Consider the following 13,536-nt stretch of genomic DNA (forward strand, 5'->3'; position numbering starts at 1 on the left):
GGGACGGCGGCTCCGAGGCCGGGCAGCAGCGGGCGCGTCGGGACCTGCGGGAGCTCCGGTGCTGTCGAGGATGGCGACCGAGTGTCCTTGCGGCTCATCGGGCTGCCGCCTCAGCGATCGAGGATGCCTCGGCGGAGTCAGCCAGCTCGCCGGCCAGGGACGACGCCGCGCGCATCAGCGCGGACCGCCGCAGGGTCTTCATGCTCGAGACCGCGCCGTCGGAGAGGGCAGCGGCCGCGCTGGGGTCGTAGGGCAGCACGCCGGCGAGCGGCAGTTGCAGCGCCGTGACCACCTCCCTCGCCGAGTACGGTCCGGTCCCGACCACCAGCGCGGCCACGTTCGCCAGATCACCGAGCTCCCGACGCACCCGCTGCACGGCGTCCTGTGCCGCGTGCACCGACCGCACGCTGGGCCGCACCACCAGGAGCACCTGGTCAGCGGTCCGCAGGACCGGCCAACATCCACGGTCGGTGACCAGTCGTCCGGCGTCCACCACGACGTCCCGGCCGATGGCGGTCGTGGACGCTGCCAGTGCCAGCGCGAGCCGCTCCCACGTCTCGGAGGTGAACGACGCCCCCTGCGTGGCCGTCGTGAAGCCGGGGATCAGCGCCACCTGCGGATGCTCGGGGACCTGCGTCGCGTGCTCGGCGAACAGTCTGGCGGCCGCCGTCGCCGGCAACCCTCGACGAGCGGCAGCCGACCAGGACAGCAGGCCCCGGTCGGCGCTGACCCGTCCGGCCAGCAGCCCCGGTGCCAGATCGCCGCCCGCGTGATCACAGTCGGCGAGCAGCAGCGGTCGAGGCCAGGACAAGGCCAGCGCCCACGCGCACGTGGACACGCCGGGGGCTGCCTTGCCGGAGGCCACGACGGTCAGCACCCGGTCACCGGCCCGTCGGCAGCAGGATCAATGCCAGGCTGCCGGTGGAGGCGAGCTGGGCGACCGCCGGCCCCTCGGCCTCACGGACCCGCACGTCGACGACCGTCACCTGGGTGGCGGGTTCACCGGTCCCACCTCGGCGACGATCGCCTCGGTCGGACGATCGGACGTCCCGCCCATGCCGTCGGTCCCGCTGGTGGAGCCCGCGGCACCGGGGGTCTGAACGATCAGCACCTGCTGCCCCGGCGTCACCCCTCGGGCGGGAAACTGGCCTTCCTTCAGCGGCAGGGCGACCAGCATCTCCCCGACCGCGAGTCCGGTGCCCGTGCCGACCTGGGCACGGGTCAGCAGCTGGCCGCGGGTCAGCGGGACCTGCGCCACCATCCCGACGACCTCGGACTGCTGGGCCGCCGGGATGGGTGACAGGTTGGGGTCCGAGGTGACGTTCGCGATCGTCAGGTCGTCGGCGGTGATCGTCGAGCCCACCTGCACGTCCCGGGCGACCGCGAGCACCTCGGTCTCGGCGGTCAGCATCCGGCCGGCGGCAAAGGCGATCAGGCCACCGAGCAGGACGACGAGCACGCTGAGGACCAGTGACCTCTGGCTTGTGCGCCGCCTCGCCGCGGCGCTCCGCAGCGTGGGGACCGGTGGCGGTGCCGCCTCACGTACCGGAGCCGCGGAACGCCCGGCCGACGTCGTCGCCTCTACTCGTGCTGTCATCCGGTCACCACCGCCTGCACCTCCGCAACCGCGAACGTCGCGTTCGACGTCGTCGTCAGGTCCGGCAGAGTGCCGCTCGCTCCTGTCGACGACGTCCAGGCGACCGACCAACTGATGCCGTAGGTCGCCGTCACCTGCTCATTGGGCTGGTGGATCGACGAATGCGGATACCGGTACTGGCAGCCTGTCGGAGACGGCGCCCAGACACCGTCGCCGCGCTGCCAGGCCACCCCGGGGCCAGGACACGAGACAGCCCCAGTCCCGTCGCCGGGTGTGAAGCTCAAGGCGGTCGGCGTCACCGTCACCTCGGCCCAGACACCGCCGGCGTCCGCCCGCGCGGTCAACTCCCGGAACGATGCGGGGTCGGTCCAGAACCACGTGTAGGCGTTGACAACGGTGAAGGGCCGCCCGTCCCGCAGGGTCCCGGCCGGATAGCGACCGGTCGTCGGGCCGGGGATGGTCAGGGTGCGCAGCGCCTGCTCGGCGACCGCCGCGGGGTCGACGGCTGCGGGGCCGGCCGGAGCGGTGGCCGACCAGAACGTGAACCCATTCGTGCCCGGGAAGGCCCCACCGTCGGTGTAGAAGCTGCACGAGTAGATGGCGCCGTCGGTGTGACCGCCCCACACCGGCGAGTCCATGGGAGGTGGCTCGAGCATCGGCTGCGCGTAGCACTGCACGCTCTGGACCCACCACGACGGGCCGTCCTGGCAGGGGATGGGAGCGCCGGTGGTGTTCAGGGTGCAAGGAGCCTCCTGACTCCCACCACCGCTACCGGAGTCCACTGCGACCGGCCGACTTCCCGGCTGCTGGGCGGACTCGGCCTTCACCACGCAGATGCCGAGCGAGTTGTACTGCTGGCATACGACCGGATCAGCCATGGCCGTGCCCCAGTACACGCCTTGGGCGCAGAGGCCGAGCAGCGCCCCGGACAGCGCGACCGTCACCCGTCGCATGACTGCGCCTGCCTGTTCGGAGCCTCGCCGACGCGCCATCCGGAGGCGTCCGGATAGTCCGGGTTGACCACCGTCAGCCGTGCGACGAGGTATCTGGGGCGGTCGGCGGGAACGACCGAGGCCCCGGAGGCGTCGGTCGCCTGCACCTGACCCACGTCGACACATGCGGTGACCACGACGGTCGGGAGTCTTGGTGACAGCGAGGCCGCCGGATCGGTCGTGAGGTCGACGCTGTCGGCGGTCGCCGTCACCAGCTCGGATCGCCCGACCTGCCGGTAGCCCTGCGAACGAAAGGTTCCGATGGCAGTGGCCTGGTTGGTGGCCTCCGGCGCGACGGCCACCTCGTAGAGGTCGTCGAGGGGTCGCGACGGGTCCACGTAGAGGTCGTCGATCGTCCGGATGTAGGTGGGGACGAACTCGACGGCCTGTGCTCGTGCGTCGTCGGCCGGATCGGTCGTGGATGGTGCGGCGCTCGACGACGACCCCGAGGTCGGTGTCGAAGTCGGCGCAGTCGAGGAACCGCCGCCGGACGACGAGCAGCCCGAGACCGTGAGCACGGCAGCAACCGCTGCCGTGACCGCCGTCCGCGTCACCTGCACGCGTCCTCCGCTCCGCTTACGGTCTGCCTGTTCGTGCATCGAGACTTCCTCTTCCACGTTCACACGGTGTGACGTCGAGCACCATGACACCCGTTCGGGTGACTCACAGTCACGATCGCTCTGCCGGTCGTCCCCCAGATGGGTGTATCGCAAGGCCCCGTCAGGTTTCTGCGCCGCACACTCGCAGCCCGCTCCCCCACGCCTCGGCAGACGAGGTGTCAGCGCGCGGGAGCAGTCGGTCGCGGTCCGGCGAGGAGGCACCTGGCGCGCATGGACACTCTGTGGCTGGGCGTGGTGGTCGCAGCCGTTGTCACCGGGGCGGCAGCCACACCCGTGCTGCTGGCCCGTGGGCTCGCACAGCTTGCACGACGGGACGCCATGAGCAGGGGTGTGGGTCTGGCGGGGGTTCTCGGCGGGATCGCGGCCGGGGCGGCGGCGGTGGCGACGACACAGCGGACGGGGATCTGGGAGCTCGCGCCGGTCCTGCTGATTTGGGGATGTGCGCTCGTCGCGGCGGCGTGCTGCGACGCGGTCACCCAGCGCGTCCCGACGGCACTCGTTCGGCAGGCCGGCGTCCTGACCTGCGCTCTGCTGACGGTGGCACTGGCCGTGCACGGCGACTGGCCGGGACTGGCGCTCAGCGGGGTCGCCGCGATGGCGTCGGGGCTGACGTTGCTCTTGTGCTGGCGATTCGCCGGAGCGGGATTCGGTGACGTCCGCCTGGCGACGCTCGGCGGACTGGGCCTCGGTCATGCCACACATCGCGGCCTCCTGCTGGCCTTCGCCGCGTTCACCTTGATCACCGTGACCCAAGCCGTCGTGACCGTGATGCGTGGTGGCGACCGTCGAACCACGATCCCCTACGGCCCTGCTCTCACGGTGGGCTTCTTGCTCGCGGCCGCTGCCTGACACGATCGGAAGCCCGCGGCCGATCTTCGGAAGCAGGATCTACGGCACACCGGCAGGGCGCCGCTCCCATGAGCCAGTCCGGTGGGCCCGGTCAAGCCTCTTGGACATCAGCCGCCGGTCTCGTCGATTCCCCGGGTCGTGCTCTCGCCTCGACGCCTTCCACGCCCGGCAGGCGGCTGGGAGCGCCGGGTCTCACGTGCGACGGGGGTGCTGTCGAGTCGGGCTTCGGCCCGATCGGCTCTGCTGCGCTGCACGGCGACTTCCTCGCGTGCGGCATTAAGTTCGCCGCGCAGCCCGCTGAACTCCGCCTGGAGTCGGCGGTGTTCCTCCTCGTGACCGGCACGCAGGTCGTCGATCCGCTGCTCACCGTGGGCCTTCTCGCGTTCGGCGCCGCGAACGGCGGCGTCGCGCTCGGTAGTCATCGTCGCCAGCTTCCCGCGCAGATCGCCCACCTCCGCATGAAAGTCCGCCGCTCGCCGTTCGGCCAGCGCCAGGTCCCGGCGTAGCGACTCCACTGCCTCCTCGGCCCGGACGGCGCGTTTCGACTCGGCATCGATCCGCTCGACGGCGTTGCGGAAGCGTTCCTCTGCCTCGGACTGCGCGACCATGGCGGCCTCGGCTCGTTGCGTCGCGGCGTCCCGGCCGCCGTGCGCCTCGACCAGCCGCGCCTCGGTGACGGTCAGCCGCTGTGCGACATCGGCCAGCTCTGCAGCGGACTTCTGCCGCTCCCCCTCCACGGCCGCGTGGGCGTCGGCCAGCTCGGCGATCGCCCCGTCTCGTTCGGCTTGGACCTCCGCCAGCCGCTGGCGAGCCGATTCGAGCCCGGTACCGAGCTGCTCGCTCAGCGCAGAGGCCTCCTCCGCGGCGGCGTCGGCCTCGGCGCGCTCGGCCTCGGCGCGCCGTTGCGCTTGCTCAGCCCGGCTGGCGCGCGCCTCGGCGGTCGCCACCCGCTCGGCCGCCTGACTCGCCGCGGCCTCGATTTGCAGCTCGGCCACTTCCGGATCGGCCACGGTTCGTAGCTCCTCGAGCAGCCCCTGCAGCTGCTGACCCAGGTGCTCGACCATGCCAGCGACCTGACCGTGCAACTCACCGGCCCGCTGCCGCGCAGCGTCCACCGGCCGCGACTCGACCCCGGGCGCGTGCCCGGACTGCGCCGCTCGCAGCCGGCGGCGTGCATGCCAGGCGGCAGTCCGGTTGTGCGCGCTGTCGTCGCAGTACTCCGGCGGGCGGCCGGCCCCGGCATGCGATGCCGCCGCCGGCCGCTGGCAGCCGGGAAAGCGACAGATCCGTCGTTCCGTTTCCGTAGGGTCGCTCATAACGTAAAGCTGCACCGACGTAATGACGGCGGGACGCTTCTGCGGCGGTCCTGTGGACGAGAAATCCACATCCACATCTCGGGTTGCGCGGTGCGTCAGTGCGCTCCAGGCGCCGGCCGTGCCCAGCCGGCGGGGTTGGCGAGTTTCCACGAGCCCTGGACGATGAGCCGGTGGGATCTCTCGCCGCCGCGGTGCTGCCCCTGATCCGAACTCGTGCCGACCTGCACCGATGGAGTTCGGCGAACCAGCACGGCATGGTGATGCACGAAGCAGTTGACCTGCTCGAGCAAGCCATGCCGACCGAAGAACCGGTCGAGGTGCACGCGGTGACCCACAAGGCGCTGACCAGCGCCATCAAGGTGATCGCACGAGCCGACGACTCCAGCGGGATCATCGGTGACGCATGCCGCCGGCTGCTCGCCCTGCACCCGAGGACAGCGGCCGCCGCGTCGCCTCCGCCCGGCCGGCTGGTGGACTGGATGATCGCGTTCCAGTTCGACGGCGACGTCGACTACTTCGAGCTCGACCCCGTTGCCTACGCCCCGGCCCTCGGGGCCGACGGCATCACCGCCTACCGCCACCGCCTGGGCGAGATTCAGGAGCGGGTCGGGGACCCGCCGGCCGACCGCTTCGCGTCGAACCACCGGCACGAGCACTGGGTGCTGAGCTGGAATGAGCAACGGCTCGCCGTCCTCGACCGGGACGCCGACGCCGTCATCCGCACCCACGCACGCGACCGGCGCATCGCCCGCTGGTTTCACGACACCGCGGTCGCCCTCGTCGAGATCGACCGGGTCGACCTCGCAACCAACTGGGCCCGGCAGGGCGCCGGGATCGACCCCTTCCACCAGGCTCAGGAGTGCGCCGACCTGTGGGTGTCCCTGCTCGACCGGCAGCCCCGGTACGACGCGGACGACATCCTCGCCGCCCGTCGCTCGGTGTTCGACCGATGGCCGACCGACTCCACCGCAGCCCGACTGCACGACGCCGCCACCGCCGCCGGCCGGGCCTGGGGCGACATCGAGGAGGACGTCATCAACCGGCTCGCGCAGCAACCGCAGAACGCCGTGAGCTTCGCGCTGGGCACCCTGCGCAACCCGCGACGCGCCTGGCAGCTCGCCCACGACCTCGACCTGGACCCCGACGACACCCACACCTGGGGAACGCTGGCCACCGCATACGAGGCCATCGACCCACCGGCCACACTCCCTGTCCACGCCCGGATCGTCGAGCGCGACCTCACCCACGCCGACGCCGGGCACTACCGCGACGCCGCCCGGCGCCTGGCCGGGATGCGCACCCTCGCCGCCGGCACCGGCGACCAGGAACACATCGACCACGTCGACCGGCTCATCGCCGAGCTCCGCCTCAACCACCGCCGCAGGCCACGCCTGCAGCAGGAGTTCGACCGAGCCCACCTGCCATAACATCCCGTACAAGAGCCCGCACCGACGTCCTTGGACACGCGTGGGGCCACCGGCGCTGCGGGACAAGAGGCATGCTCGGATACAGCCATCATCTACCGCCTGGGCGGGATGGATGCGGCTCACCCGCCCGACCACAGGGCTGGAGGAGCAGTACGCCGTCGTCCGTGGCGTGCGGCGTCCTGTCGTTGTTCCGCTCGCTCAGCCGTGTGGCTGCCTGGTCGATGAGCATGTCGTGGCTCTGCAGGCTGGGGCACCTCTGAACGAGCCAGGGGCTCCGGCATGAGTCGCTGTCCTCAGTGCGCAGCGCCGCTCTTCCCCGCACCGCCTCGATGCGCCGTGCATCTCTGGGCGCTGCATGCTCACGCTGAGTCCATTGCGGGACAGTCACTACCGCTAGCTGCCACCGGTTTGGCGGGGATGACAAGCTTCTGCTCATGCCCGTCGTGAAGGTCGAGCAGACCGACGACACCGCCGTCGTTCTCGATTTGCTCACCCGGTGGAAGACAGACACGCGCGCCTTCGTCCGTTCGGACCGGATGGTCCACTGGGTCGCTCGGCTTGCAGATCAACCAGTCGGCGTGCTGACGGGAACCCACGACTTCGGCAACTGGTCCCTGCTCGAGCGTTACCGACACCTCACCGACGACGATGAGGGGTCCTACGTCACCGCCATGTTCGTGGAACCAGCACTGCGTTCACATGGCATCGGCGCTGCGCTCCTTCGCGCATTCGTCGCCCAGGCGAGATCAGCAGGGTCTCCCGTGGTCGTGGCGTGGCCCGACGAAGATGAGGAAGGACGCGAGGAGCGGGTCCGGTTCTTCGGGCGCAATGGGTTCGCTTTCCTCGACTTCCCCGGCGGCGTCCATGAGCCTTGGCTGATGGGACTACCGCTGAACGGACGCCGCGCATGTTGACGGGTCACCCTGGCCAATTGGCTTGGCGGTCACGCTGACCGGCTTGTCAGCTGCAGCAGCAGTTCAACCGAGCTCGCCTGCCATGACACCCGAACAAGAGCCCGCACCAACGGCCTCGCTACAGACGCACGGGGCGGCCGCGAGCGGCACACTGAGCGCCCTCAGATAGAGAGGGGCCGCCTGCCCCCTCCCAAGGAGGCGACACTAGCGATCCATCGGGTCCACCATCGCGGACATGATGACTCTTCCCGAGACTTCGCCCAGCTCAACCACTCCTGCAGCCGAGTCCTACCCAGTCCGGCTGCAGTGCGTGCCCGGCCTCTTCGAGGAGGTCGAGCATCTGGTGCGCGATCACGTTCTCCTCGACGGCTGCCGCATCGTCAGCAACGCCAGCGGAGACGGCTTTTGGTACGTCCCGGCCGGCTCGCAGACCACCGCGGGAGGTGAACCTCCCCTCGCGGTCTTCCAGCCGCACCCCAGCTCGTCCTTCAGCTCCCCCATCCGTTGAGCTCATCAGCGGGCCGTCGCACCGACGCCAGGCCGATGCGACGGCCCGCTGGGAAGTGCTCGTCCACCGAGAGCGGCGGTACCCGCATCCCGGGGGGACCGACGACTCATCCAGACGCTGTCAGTTGAACGGCGTCCCGTTGCTCGGTGTGGGCACCGTCTGCCTCCATCAGCTGCCGGAGCCGCTGCCGGGCCCGGGCCCGTCTGCTCTTGAGGGACGGGCGTTAGGGCACGGTCGCGTCGACGGCCACCGTGAGGGCAGCGGCGGCGGCGAACGCCACGACCGTGACGGCAGTCGCCACGCCAGGGGCCATGACGTAGGCCCCCACGCAGAAAGCCGCACAGAAGACTAATGAGACCCGGCGACACACCTTGCGAAATCGGTTCGAGTTCGGCCCGGCCGCAGTCAGCAATACCGTCACGAATGCGGTGGGGGCCAGGAAGAACGATCCGAGGATCACGTCGGCCCGCCGGAGACCCACGACCGACAACCCGACCAGCGGGACAGCGAGGACGACCGCGAACGCAACCGCAAGAATCACCAGCCGCAGGACCCGGCCGTGACGCTGCGCCCACGTGCGTGAGGGGACCGGTGGCGACGCGACCGGTGGCATGACGATGGGTGGCTTGGGGACGGGTGGCTTGGGGACGGGCTCCGGGGACCGACCAACGGCCACCCCGATCGCCACGCCAACCAAGCCCGCAAGCAGTGTCGATGTCCTCACCCGTCGAGCATCGGCGGCCCGCCGGCGTGGCTGGAGTCCATGGGACGGCCCCGCTCTGTCCCAGGGGGTCAGCCTCCCGATAACGTCGTTCCCTGCGCCTCCACCAACCGGCAGATATTGGACGTTATTGGCGGATTCCTGTCGGACCCCTCCTCTAGCGTCCGGAGGCATGGGGACAGCGAGCACCAACGCGGCCGCCGAGCCGGCCGGGGACCCGACGGCGTGGACCGACGTGGTCTCGGCGGTCGGCGCCGGCGTCGCCGCGTTCGCCGCGCTGGCCACCGTGGTGGTGGCGATCGTCGCCGCGCGCTACGCCAAGGGGCAGGTGGACGGGCTGCGTAAGCAGCTGGACGTGGCCGGGGAGCAGCTGGAAGAGGCGCGCACGCTGCGCCGCGAGCAGGCTCAGCCCTACGTGGTGGTCTCCGCGGTCACCAACCGGGTGAGCCCGCACGTGAGCGAGGTAGTGATCCAGAACCTGGGGACCACCGGGGCACGCGACGTGACCATCTCCTGCTCCCCACCCCTCGTGCGCACCGACCAGCACGGTGGCGCCCAGGAAGTCCAACTCCCCGAGACCATCCCGTTCATGGCGCCCGGGCAGGAGTGGCGCACCTTCTGGGACGTCGGCACCGAGCGCGCCAGGGACATCTACGACCTCCCCGACCGCTACGACGTCACCGTCACCTATCGCGACTCCCTCGACGTCTCCCACACCACCCCGTCGGTGCTGGACTGGGGCGTCTTCCGGCACCGCATGTGGACCACGGAGAAGACCGTGCACCACGCCACCAAGGAGCTCGAGGCCATCCGGACGGCGCTGCAGAGCCTCGCCGGCCCGCGCCGAGTCCAGCGGGTGGCCGTCTTTGACGGCCCCCAGTTGGACCGAGACGCCGCCGAAGCGGAGAAGGAGTCCATGCGCCACCTTGCCGAACTGGACGCGGAAGTGGAGCAGGCACAGGTCCGGTGGCAGCGCGAGCACGAGGGTGAGCAGTGACCGTCATCCAGCCTGCCGACGACGCCGTGCCCGCCGTAGTCGCCGTCCTTGAGCAGCTCCCACACAGCAACGTCATGGCCCTAGCCCGGGTGCCCGGCACCGCGCTGGACCCCTTCGACCGGCTGGTGGTCGCCTTCCTCACCGGGCGCAAGCGGGCCCACACCAAGACCGCCTACGCCGCCGACCTCACCGCCTGGCGCGCCTGGTGCCTGGTCGACGCACCGACGGAGTACCGGGTGCACCCGCTGCTGGCCACCCGCCCGCACGTCGGAGCCTGGGTCGACCACCTCGCCCGCACTCCCAGCGCCCGCACGGGCCGGCCGCTGTCGCCGGCCAGCATCGCCCGCCGGCTGTCGGCGCTGTCGAAGTTCTACGCCTACGCCCAGGACCTCGGCGTCCTCGAGCGGTCCCCTCTGGACCAGGTCGAGCGGCCGGCGGTGTCGGATGAGTCCTCGACCGCCGGGCTCACCGCCGCCGAGCTCGTGGCCCTGCTCGATGCCGCCGACGCCCACTCCCCCCGTGCGGCCACACTGATCTCCGTGCTCGTGTTCACCGGCTGCCGGATCTCCGAAGCCCTGGGTGCTGATCTCACCGACTACCGCCACGACCGCGGACACCGCGTGCTGCGCATCCGCCGCAAGGGCGGCAAGCGCGCCTCCGTCGCCCTCTCCCCGGCCACCGTCCGGGCACTCGACGACCTGATCGGTGAGCGCACCAGCGGGCCGATGTTCCTGTCCCGCACCGGTGGGCCGCTGGCCTACAAGACCGCCTACGACCTGATCAAACGCCTCGCGAAGACCGCCGGCATCGCCTCCGCCGACCTCATCAAGCCGCACAGCCTGCGCCACGGATTCGCCACCGAAGCCCTCGCCATCGGCATCCCACTGCAGGACGTCCAGGATGCCCTGGGGCACCGCGACCCCCGCACCACCCGCCGCTACGACCGGACCCGGCACAACCTCGACCGCTCCCCCGCCTACTCCCTCGCCCAAGCACTCCGCCGTCAGTAGGTAGAGACGGCGGGCGCTTGGACCCCTCCTGAATCGCCCGTGTCCGTGATGGGCGAGCCAGCCCTCGAGTCAGGTGGCTCTGACGGGAGCCGCGTCCAGTACTCGCTACATCAAGATCACCAGGAGGGCACGCTCTGCTCGCACTCCCTGAAGAGCAGTCCACTTCCACACGGGCACCGCTCCTGAGGACCAGCGATCAAGGGCACCACCGTGCGCTGGGTCCCATCGAAGAGGCCGAAGTTGTGCAGCACCAGCGACCGCTCGCGCTGCGTGGGCTCCACAGGTCCCTCCGGCAGGACGTAGCGGTAATCGATGTGCTGGTTTTCGGCGACGAGATGTCCGACGGCGAGGGCCGAGACGGGGTAGCCCTGGAACGTCGAGATTTCGGCCGAACGCACGATCGCCAGAGCTGCCAGGACAGCGTCGAAGATGCTTTCGTCCGATGGTTCGGTCCAGGTGGCTGCAGCGAAGATGAGCACCCACGCCTGGTCCAGGATGACGAGGCCGCTCGCGTGTCCGTTGTGTTCAGCTTGCTGAGCTCGCTTGGCGAGCAGCCATCGCCCCAGGCGCGGCATGGCGCCGGGGGGCGTGGCGTCGAGGAAGTCCACGACTCGGCGGTAGTTCGAGAGCGTTACCGCCGGCAGGGACTGGTCGTTGGGCCAGACACGCTCCACGAGTTCTCGGTACAGCTGGGCCCCTACCGGGTCCGTGTAGACCTCGCTGGTCAACCAGCCAGCCGTACCGCCAGCTCGGGCATCGGCCTCGATCACCGCGAGGAAGCGTTGCTGCTCCTGCCCCAAGGGGACGTGGAGGGGCGGCTCAGCCGCGAGCACTCGCCGGACGTACTTCAGGAGAGCGGTCACGCTGCGGAGGCCGCGCATCAGCTGGTGCCAGTCATCCAGCGTGATCCAGAAGGCACTCGGATCAGGGACCGGCTGCCCAGTCACACCGGGATGATCGACCACAATGATGGTGGGCCAGCTGCTTACGTCGTGGTCGAGAAGGAGGCCCGCTTGCTGGCGTTCCGCCTCATCGAGGTTGGTGACACGCACGGGGAAGGCGGTCAGGGGCTTGCCTGAGCGCTGTTGCTCCTCGATCGTCCGCCGGCTGCCCTCGGCCTGACGGCTCGCCTTCCTCCCGTGCTTGGTCAACCATCCGCTTCCGTCGTCCATGGCGTCAGGGCGCCGGGCCTTGACCTGGACGACGGCGCCAGCGCCGTTGGCGATGAGTAGGGCATCGCCCACCTCGCGGTCGGCCTTGCCCTTGCGGACCCGAGGGACGATGTAGACGAAGTCAGGTAGGCCCAGCGCGGCGGCGACGTCTCGGACGGCAGTCTCTGCAGCACCGCCATGGTCCCCACTCGATGTCATCGGTCCAGCATCGGGCTGTCGAAGTCGATCGGCATGCGGGCGGGAGCAGTCGCCCAAGGGGTGTGCCTGGACCCGCGCTTGATCATTCGTCTTCCATCGCCCGTAGGGCGGTGAGGACGGTTTCGACGGCTGGTTGTTCGAGGCCGGCGAGAGTGGCCCGGATGCGGTGCAGGTGCCCGTGCTGCGTGGCACCGCCGGGGATCTGACCGTCGTCCCTGCGTTCGGGGTCGGGCGTGACGTCGAGGAGGCCGAAACGCGAGAGTGTCTGATGGGTGTCCCACGCGTCGGGGGTCAGGCCGTAGAGGGCGCCGCGGGTGTACCCGTTGACAGCGTGCCCAGCAGCGTCCGTGCTCAAGGGCTCGGTGGTGTCCAGGTGCAGGTACATGAAGAAGTTGGCGATCTCGGAAGGCGTCAATGCATGCACCCAGCCGTTGGTCCAGAACGAGATCGGGACCTCGAAGTAGTCACGCTGAGGCAGCACCCAGTCGATCGGCTCCCCCACCCGGAGGCCGGTCTCTGCGTACAGCGTGACAGGAGTGGGCGAACGTCGGGCCGTTCCAGCCTGCGATGGAGATGCGAACAGCCCCACTCTTGCCATCGGGGTCTTGGTTCGGCGTCGGACCTTCGGTTCGATGTCCAGACGGTCGAGGGCGTCCCGGACCTGACGGACTCGGTTGTCCGTGAGGGTGTGCTGCGTCGAACCTGATCCCGCTTGCCTGGAGCGGAAGACGGCCGGGACGACCATGACGTCTGTCCAGCCCGGCTCCTTGGCGGAGATGGCACGCAGTGGAAGCTGGATGGCCCCACGCCGAAAGATCGTTCTGTTCTTGGTCTGGGCGAGGAACAGGGCGGTGATCGCCGTCCGCAGCGCGACACCGTTGGGTATCGAGGACAGGATGCTGACCGGTGGCCAGCCATCTCGCACAGCCGGACGCTTCTTGTCCGACGCATCGGTGAGTGCATCGTCGGCCCGCACGAAGCCCGACCGCATCCGAACACTGGTCATCTCACCGGCGGTGGCCAGTTGCCGGAGCCACGTACGGGCGTCTGCATCCAGATTGCGGTCGGTGCCCTGGCCCAGCATCCCGTCCAGGACGTTGATGCGCCGCGCCGTCAGTCTGGCCTTCTGCGTCGTCGACTTCATGCAACTTTGAACGTCGTTAATAGGACGTGTTGTTCCCCCTGTGACGCTCTGACTCTCTCCGCGACTCGTAG

General features: G+C 70.0%; 14 protein-coding genes. 6 read left to right on the forward strand and 8 right to left on the reverse strand.

The genetic code is table 11. The features are described from left to right. Positions 1–94: 94 nt before the first annotated feature. From E4P43_RS07515 to E4P43_RS07530, 4 genes are all read right to left on the reverse strand, one after another. On the reverse strand, positions 95–877 hold the full coding sequence (locus E4P43_RS07515; RefSeq protein WP_135144821.1) for a hypothetical protein: 783 nt from the start codon (positions 875–877) through the stop codon (positions 95–97). A gap of 105 nt (positions 878–982) precedes the next feature. Next, positions 983–1,459, reverse strand: coding sequence for an SAF domain-containing protein (locus tag E4P43_RS07520; protein ID WP_245158991.1), 477 nt, complete (start codon positions 1,457–1,459; stop codon positions 983–985). 134 nt (positions 1,460–1,593) lie between these two features. After that, positions 1,594–2,550, reverse strand: a complete 957-nt coding sequence (locus E4P43_RS07525; RefSeq protein WP_135144822.1) for a hypothetical protein — start codon at positions 2,548–2,550, stop codon at positions 1,594–1,596. Further along, positions 2,538–3,206, reverse strand: a complete 669-nt coding sequence (locus E4P43_RS07530) for a hypothetical protein (protein ID WP_245158992.1) — start codon at positions 3,204–3,206, stop codon at positions 2,538–2,540. Before E4P43_RS07530 ends, E4P43_RS07525 begins: the two co-directional genes overlap by 13 nt. Before the next feature lie 213 nt (positions 3,207–3,419). On the opposite strand from E4P43_RS07530, the gene E4P43_RS07535 reads away from it, so the two are divergent. Beyond that, entirely contained in the window at positions 3,420–4,058 is a 639-nt protein-coding gene (locus E4P43_RS07535) for a peptidase (protein ID WP_135144824.1), read from the forward strand. 107 nt (positions 4,059–4,165) lie between these two features. Here E4P43_RS07535 and E4P43_RS07540 read toward each other — a convergent pair whose 3' ends face one another. Next, positions 4,166–5,122, reverse strand: a complete 957-nt coding sequence (locus E4P43_RS07540) for a hypothetical protein (RefSeq protein ID WP_135144826.1) — start codon at positions 5,120–5,122, stop codon at positions 4,166–4,168. A gap of 512 nt (positions 5,123–5,634) precedes the next feature. Here E4P43_RS07540 and E4P43_RS07545 point away from each other — a divergent pair. The 3 genes from E4P43_RS07545 (at position 5,635) to E4P43_RS07555 (ending at position 8,223) form a co-directional block, all read left to right on the forward strand. Beyond that, positions 5,635–6,801 carry a DUF6880 family protein gene (locus E4P43_RS07545; RefSeq protein ID WP_348522179.1) on the forward strand — a complete coding sequence of 389 codons (1,167 nt, stop codon included), beginning with the start codon at positions 5,635–5,637 and terminating at the stop codon, positions 6,799–6,801. A 434-nt stretch (positions 6,802–7,235) separates the two neighbouring features. After that, positions 7,236–7,715 (forward strand): GNAT family N-acetyltransferase, encoded by a 480-nt coding sequence (locus tag E4P43_RS07550; RefSeq protein ID WP_135144827.1) that lies wholly within the window; start codon positions 7,236–7,238, stop codon positions 7,713–7,715. Positions 7,716–8,025: 310 nt separating this feature from the next. Next, positions 8,026–8,223, forward strand: a complete 198-nt coding sequence (locus E4P43_RS07555; RefSeq protein ID WP_135144829.1) for a hypothetical protein — start codon at positions 8,026–8,028, stop codon at positions 8,221–8,223. A gap of 223 nt (positions 8,224–8,446) precedes the next feature. Here E4P43_RS07555 and E4P43_RS07560 read toward each other — a convergent pair whose 3' ends face one another. Then, complete coding sequence (locus E4P43_RS07560) at positions 8,447–8,836, reverse strand: hypothetical protein (protein ID WP_135144830.1); 390 nt, start codon at positions 8,834–8,836, stop codon at positions 8,447–8,449. A gap of 280 nt (positions 8,837–9,116) precedes the next feature. Between E4P43_RS07560 and E4P43_RS07565 the strand changes: the two genes are divergently transcribed. Continuing rightward, positions 9,117–9,941, forward strand: a complete 825-nt coding sequence (locus E4P43_RS07565) for a hypothetical protein (RefSeq protein WP_135144832.1) — start codon at positions 9,117–9,119, stop codon at positions 9,939–9,941. Beyond that, the gene (locus E4P43_RS07570) at positions 9,938–10,951 is read left to right on the forward strand and encodes a tyrosine-type recombinase/integrase (protein ID WP_135144834.1); all 1,014 of its coding nucleotides are present in this window, start codon (positions 9,938–9,940) and stop codon (positions 10,949–10,951) included. Before E4P43_RS07565 ends, E4P43_RS07570 begins: the two co-directional genes overlap by 4 nt. A 116-nt stretch (positions 10,952–11,067) precedes the next feature. Here E4P43_RS07570 and E4P43_RS07575 read toward each other — a convergent pair whose 3' ends face one another. Together E4P43_RS07575 and E4P43_RS07580 are read right to left on the reverse strand one after the other, a co-directional pair. Further along, positions 11,068–12,321, reverse strand: a complete 1,254-nt coding sequence (locus E4P43_RS07575) for a hypothetical protein (RefSeq protein WP_135144835.1) — start codon at positions 12,319–12,321, stop codon at positions 11,068–11,070. An 82-nt stretch (positions 12,322–12,403) separates the two neighbouring features. After that, positions 12,404–13,465 carry a hypothetical protein gene (locus E4P43_RS07580; RefSeq protein ID WP_135144837.1) on the reverse strand — a complete coding sequence of 354 codons (1,062 nt, stop codon included), beginning with the start codon at positions 13,463–13,465 and terminating at the stop codon, positions 12,404–12,406. Positions 13,466–13,536: the final 71 nt, after the last annotated feature.

The organism is Blastococcus sp. TF02A-35, from assembly GCF_004571075.1.
In the GTDB taxonomy this organism is placed as follows: domain Bacteria; phylum Actinomycetota; class Actinomycetes; order Mycobacteriales; family Geodermatophilaceae; genus Blastococcus.

Coding starts and splice junctions, on each gene's coding strand:
- E4P43_RS07565 (WP_135144832.1), top strand. CDS start 9,117: ATGGGGACAGCGAGCACCAACGCGGCCGCCGAGCCGGCCGGGGACCCG.
- E4P43_RS07525 (WP_135144822.1), bottom strand. CDS start 2,550: ATGCGACGGGTGACGGTCGCGCTGTCCGGGGCGCTGCTCGGCCTCTGC.
- E4P43_RS07550 (WP_135144827.1), top strand. CDS start 7,236: ATGCCCGTCGTGAAGGTCGAGCAGACCGACGACACCGCCGTCGTTCTC.
- E4P43_RS07580 (WP_135144837.1), bottom strand. CDS start 13,465: ATGAAGTCGACGACGCAGAAGGCCAGACTGACGGCGCGGCGCATCAAC.
- E4P43_RS07540 (WP_135144826.1), bottom strand. CDS start 5,122: ATGGTCGAGCACCTGGGTCAGCAGCTGCAGGGGCTGCTCGAGGAGCTA.
- E4P43_RS07535 (WP_135144824.1), top strand. CDS start 3,420: ATGGACACTCTGTGGCTGGGCGTGGTGGTCGCAGCCGTTGTCACCGGG.
- E4P43_RS07545 (WP_348522179.1), top strand. CDS start 5,635: ATGCACGAAGCAGTTGACCTGCTCGAGCAAGCCATGCCGACCGAAGAA.
- E4P43_RS07560 (WP_135144830.1), bottom strand. CDS start 8,836: ATGCCACCGGTCGCGTCGCCACCGGTCCCCTCACGCACGTGGGCGCAG.
- E4P43_RS07575 (WP_135144835.1), bottom strand. CDS start 12,321: ATGACATCGAGTGGGGACCATGGCGGTGCTGCAGAGACTGCCGTCCGA.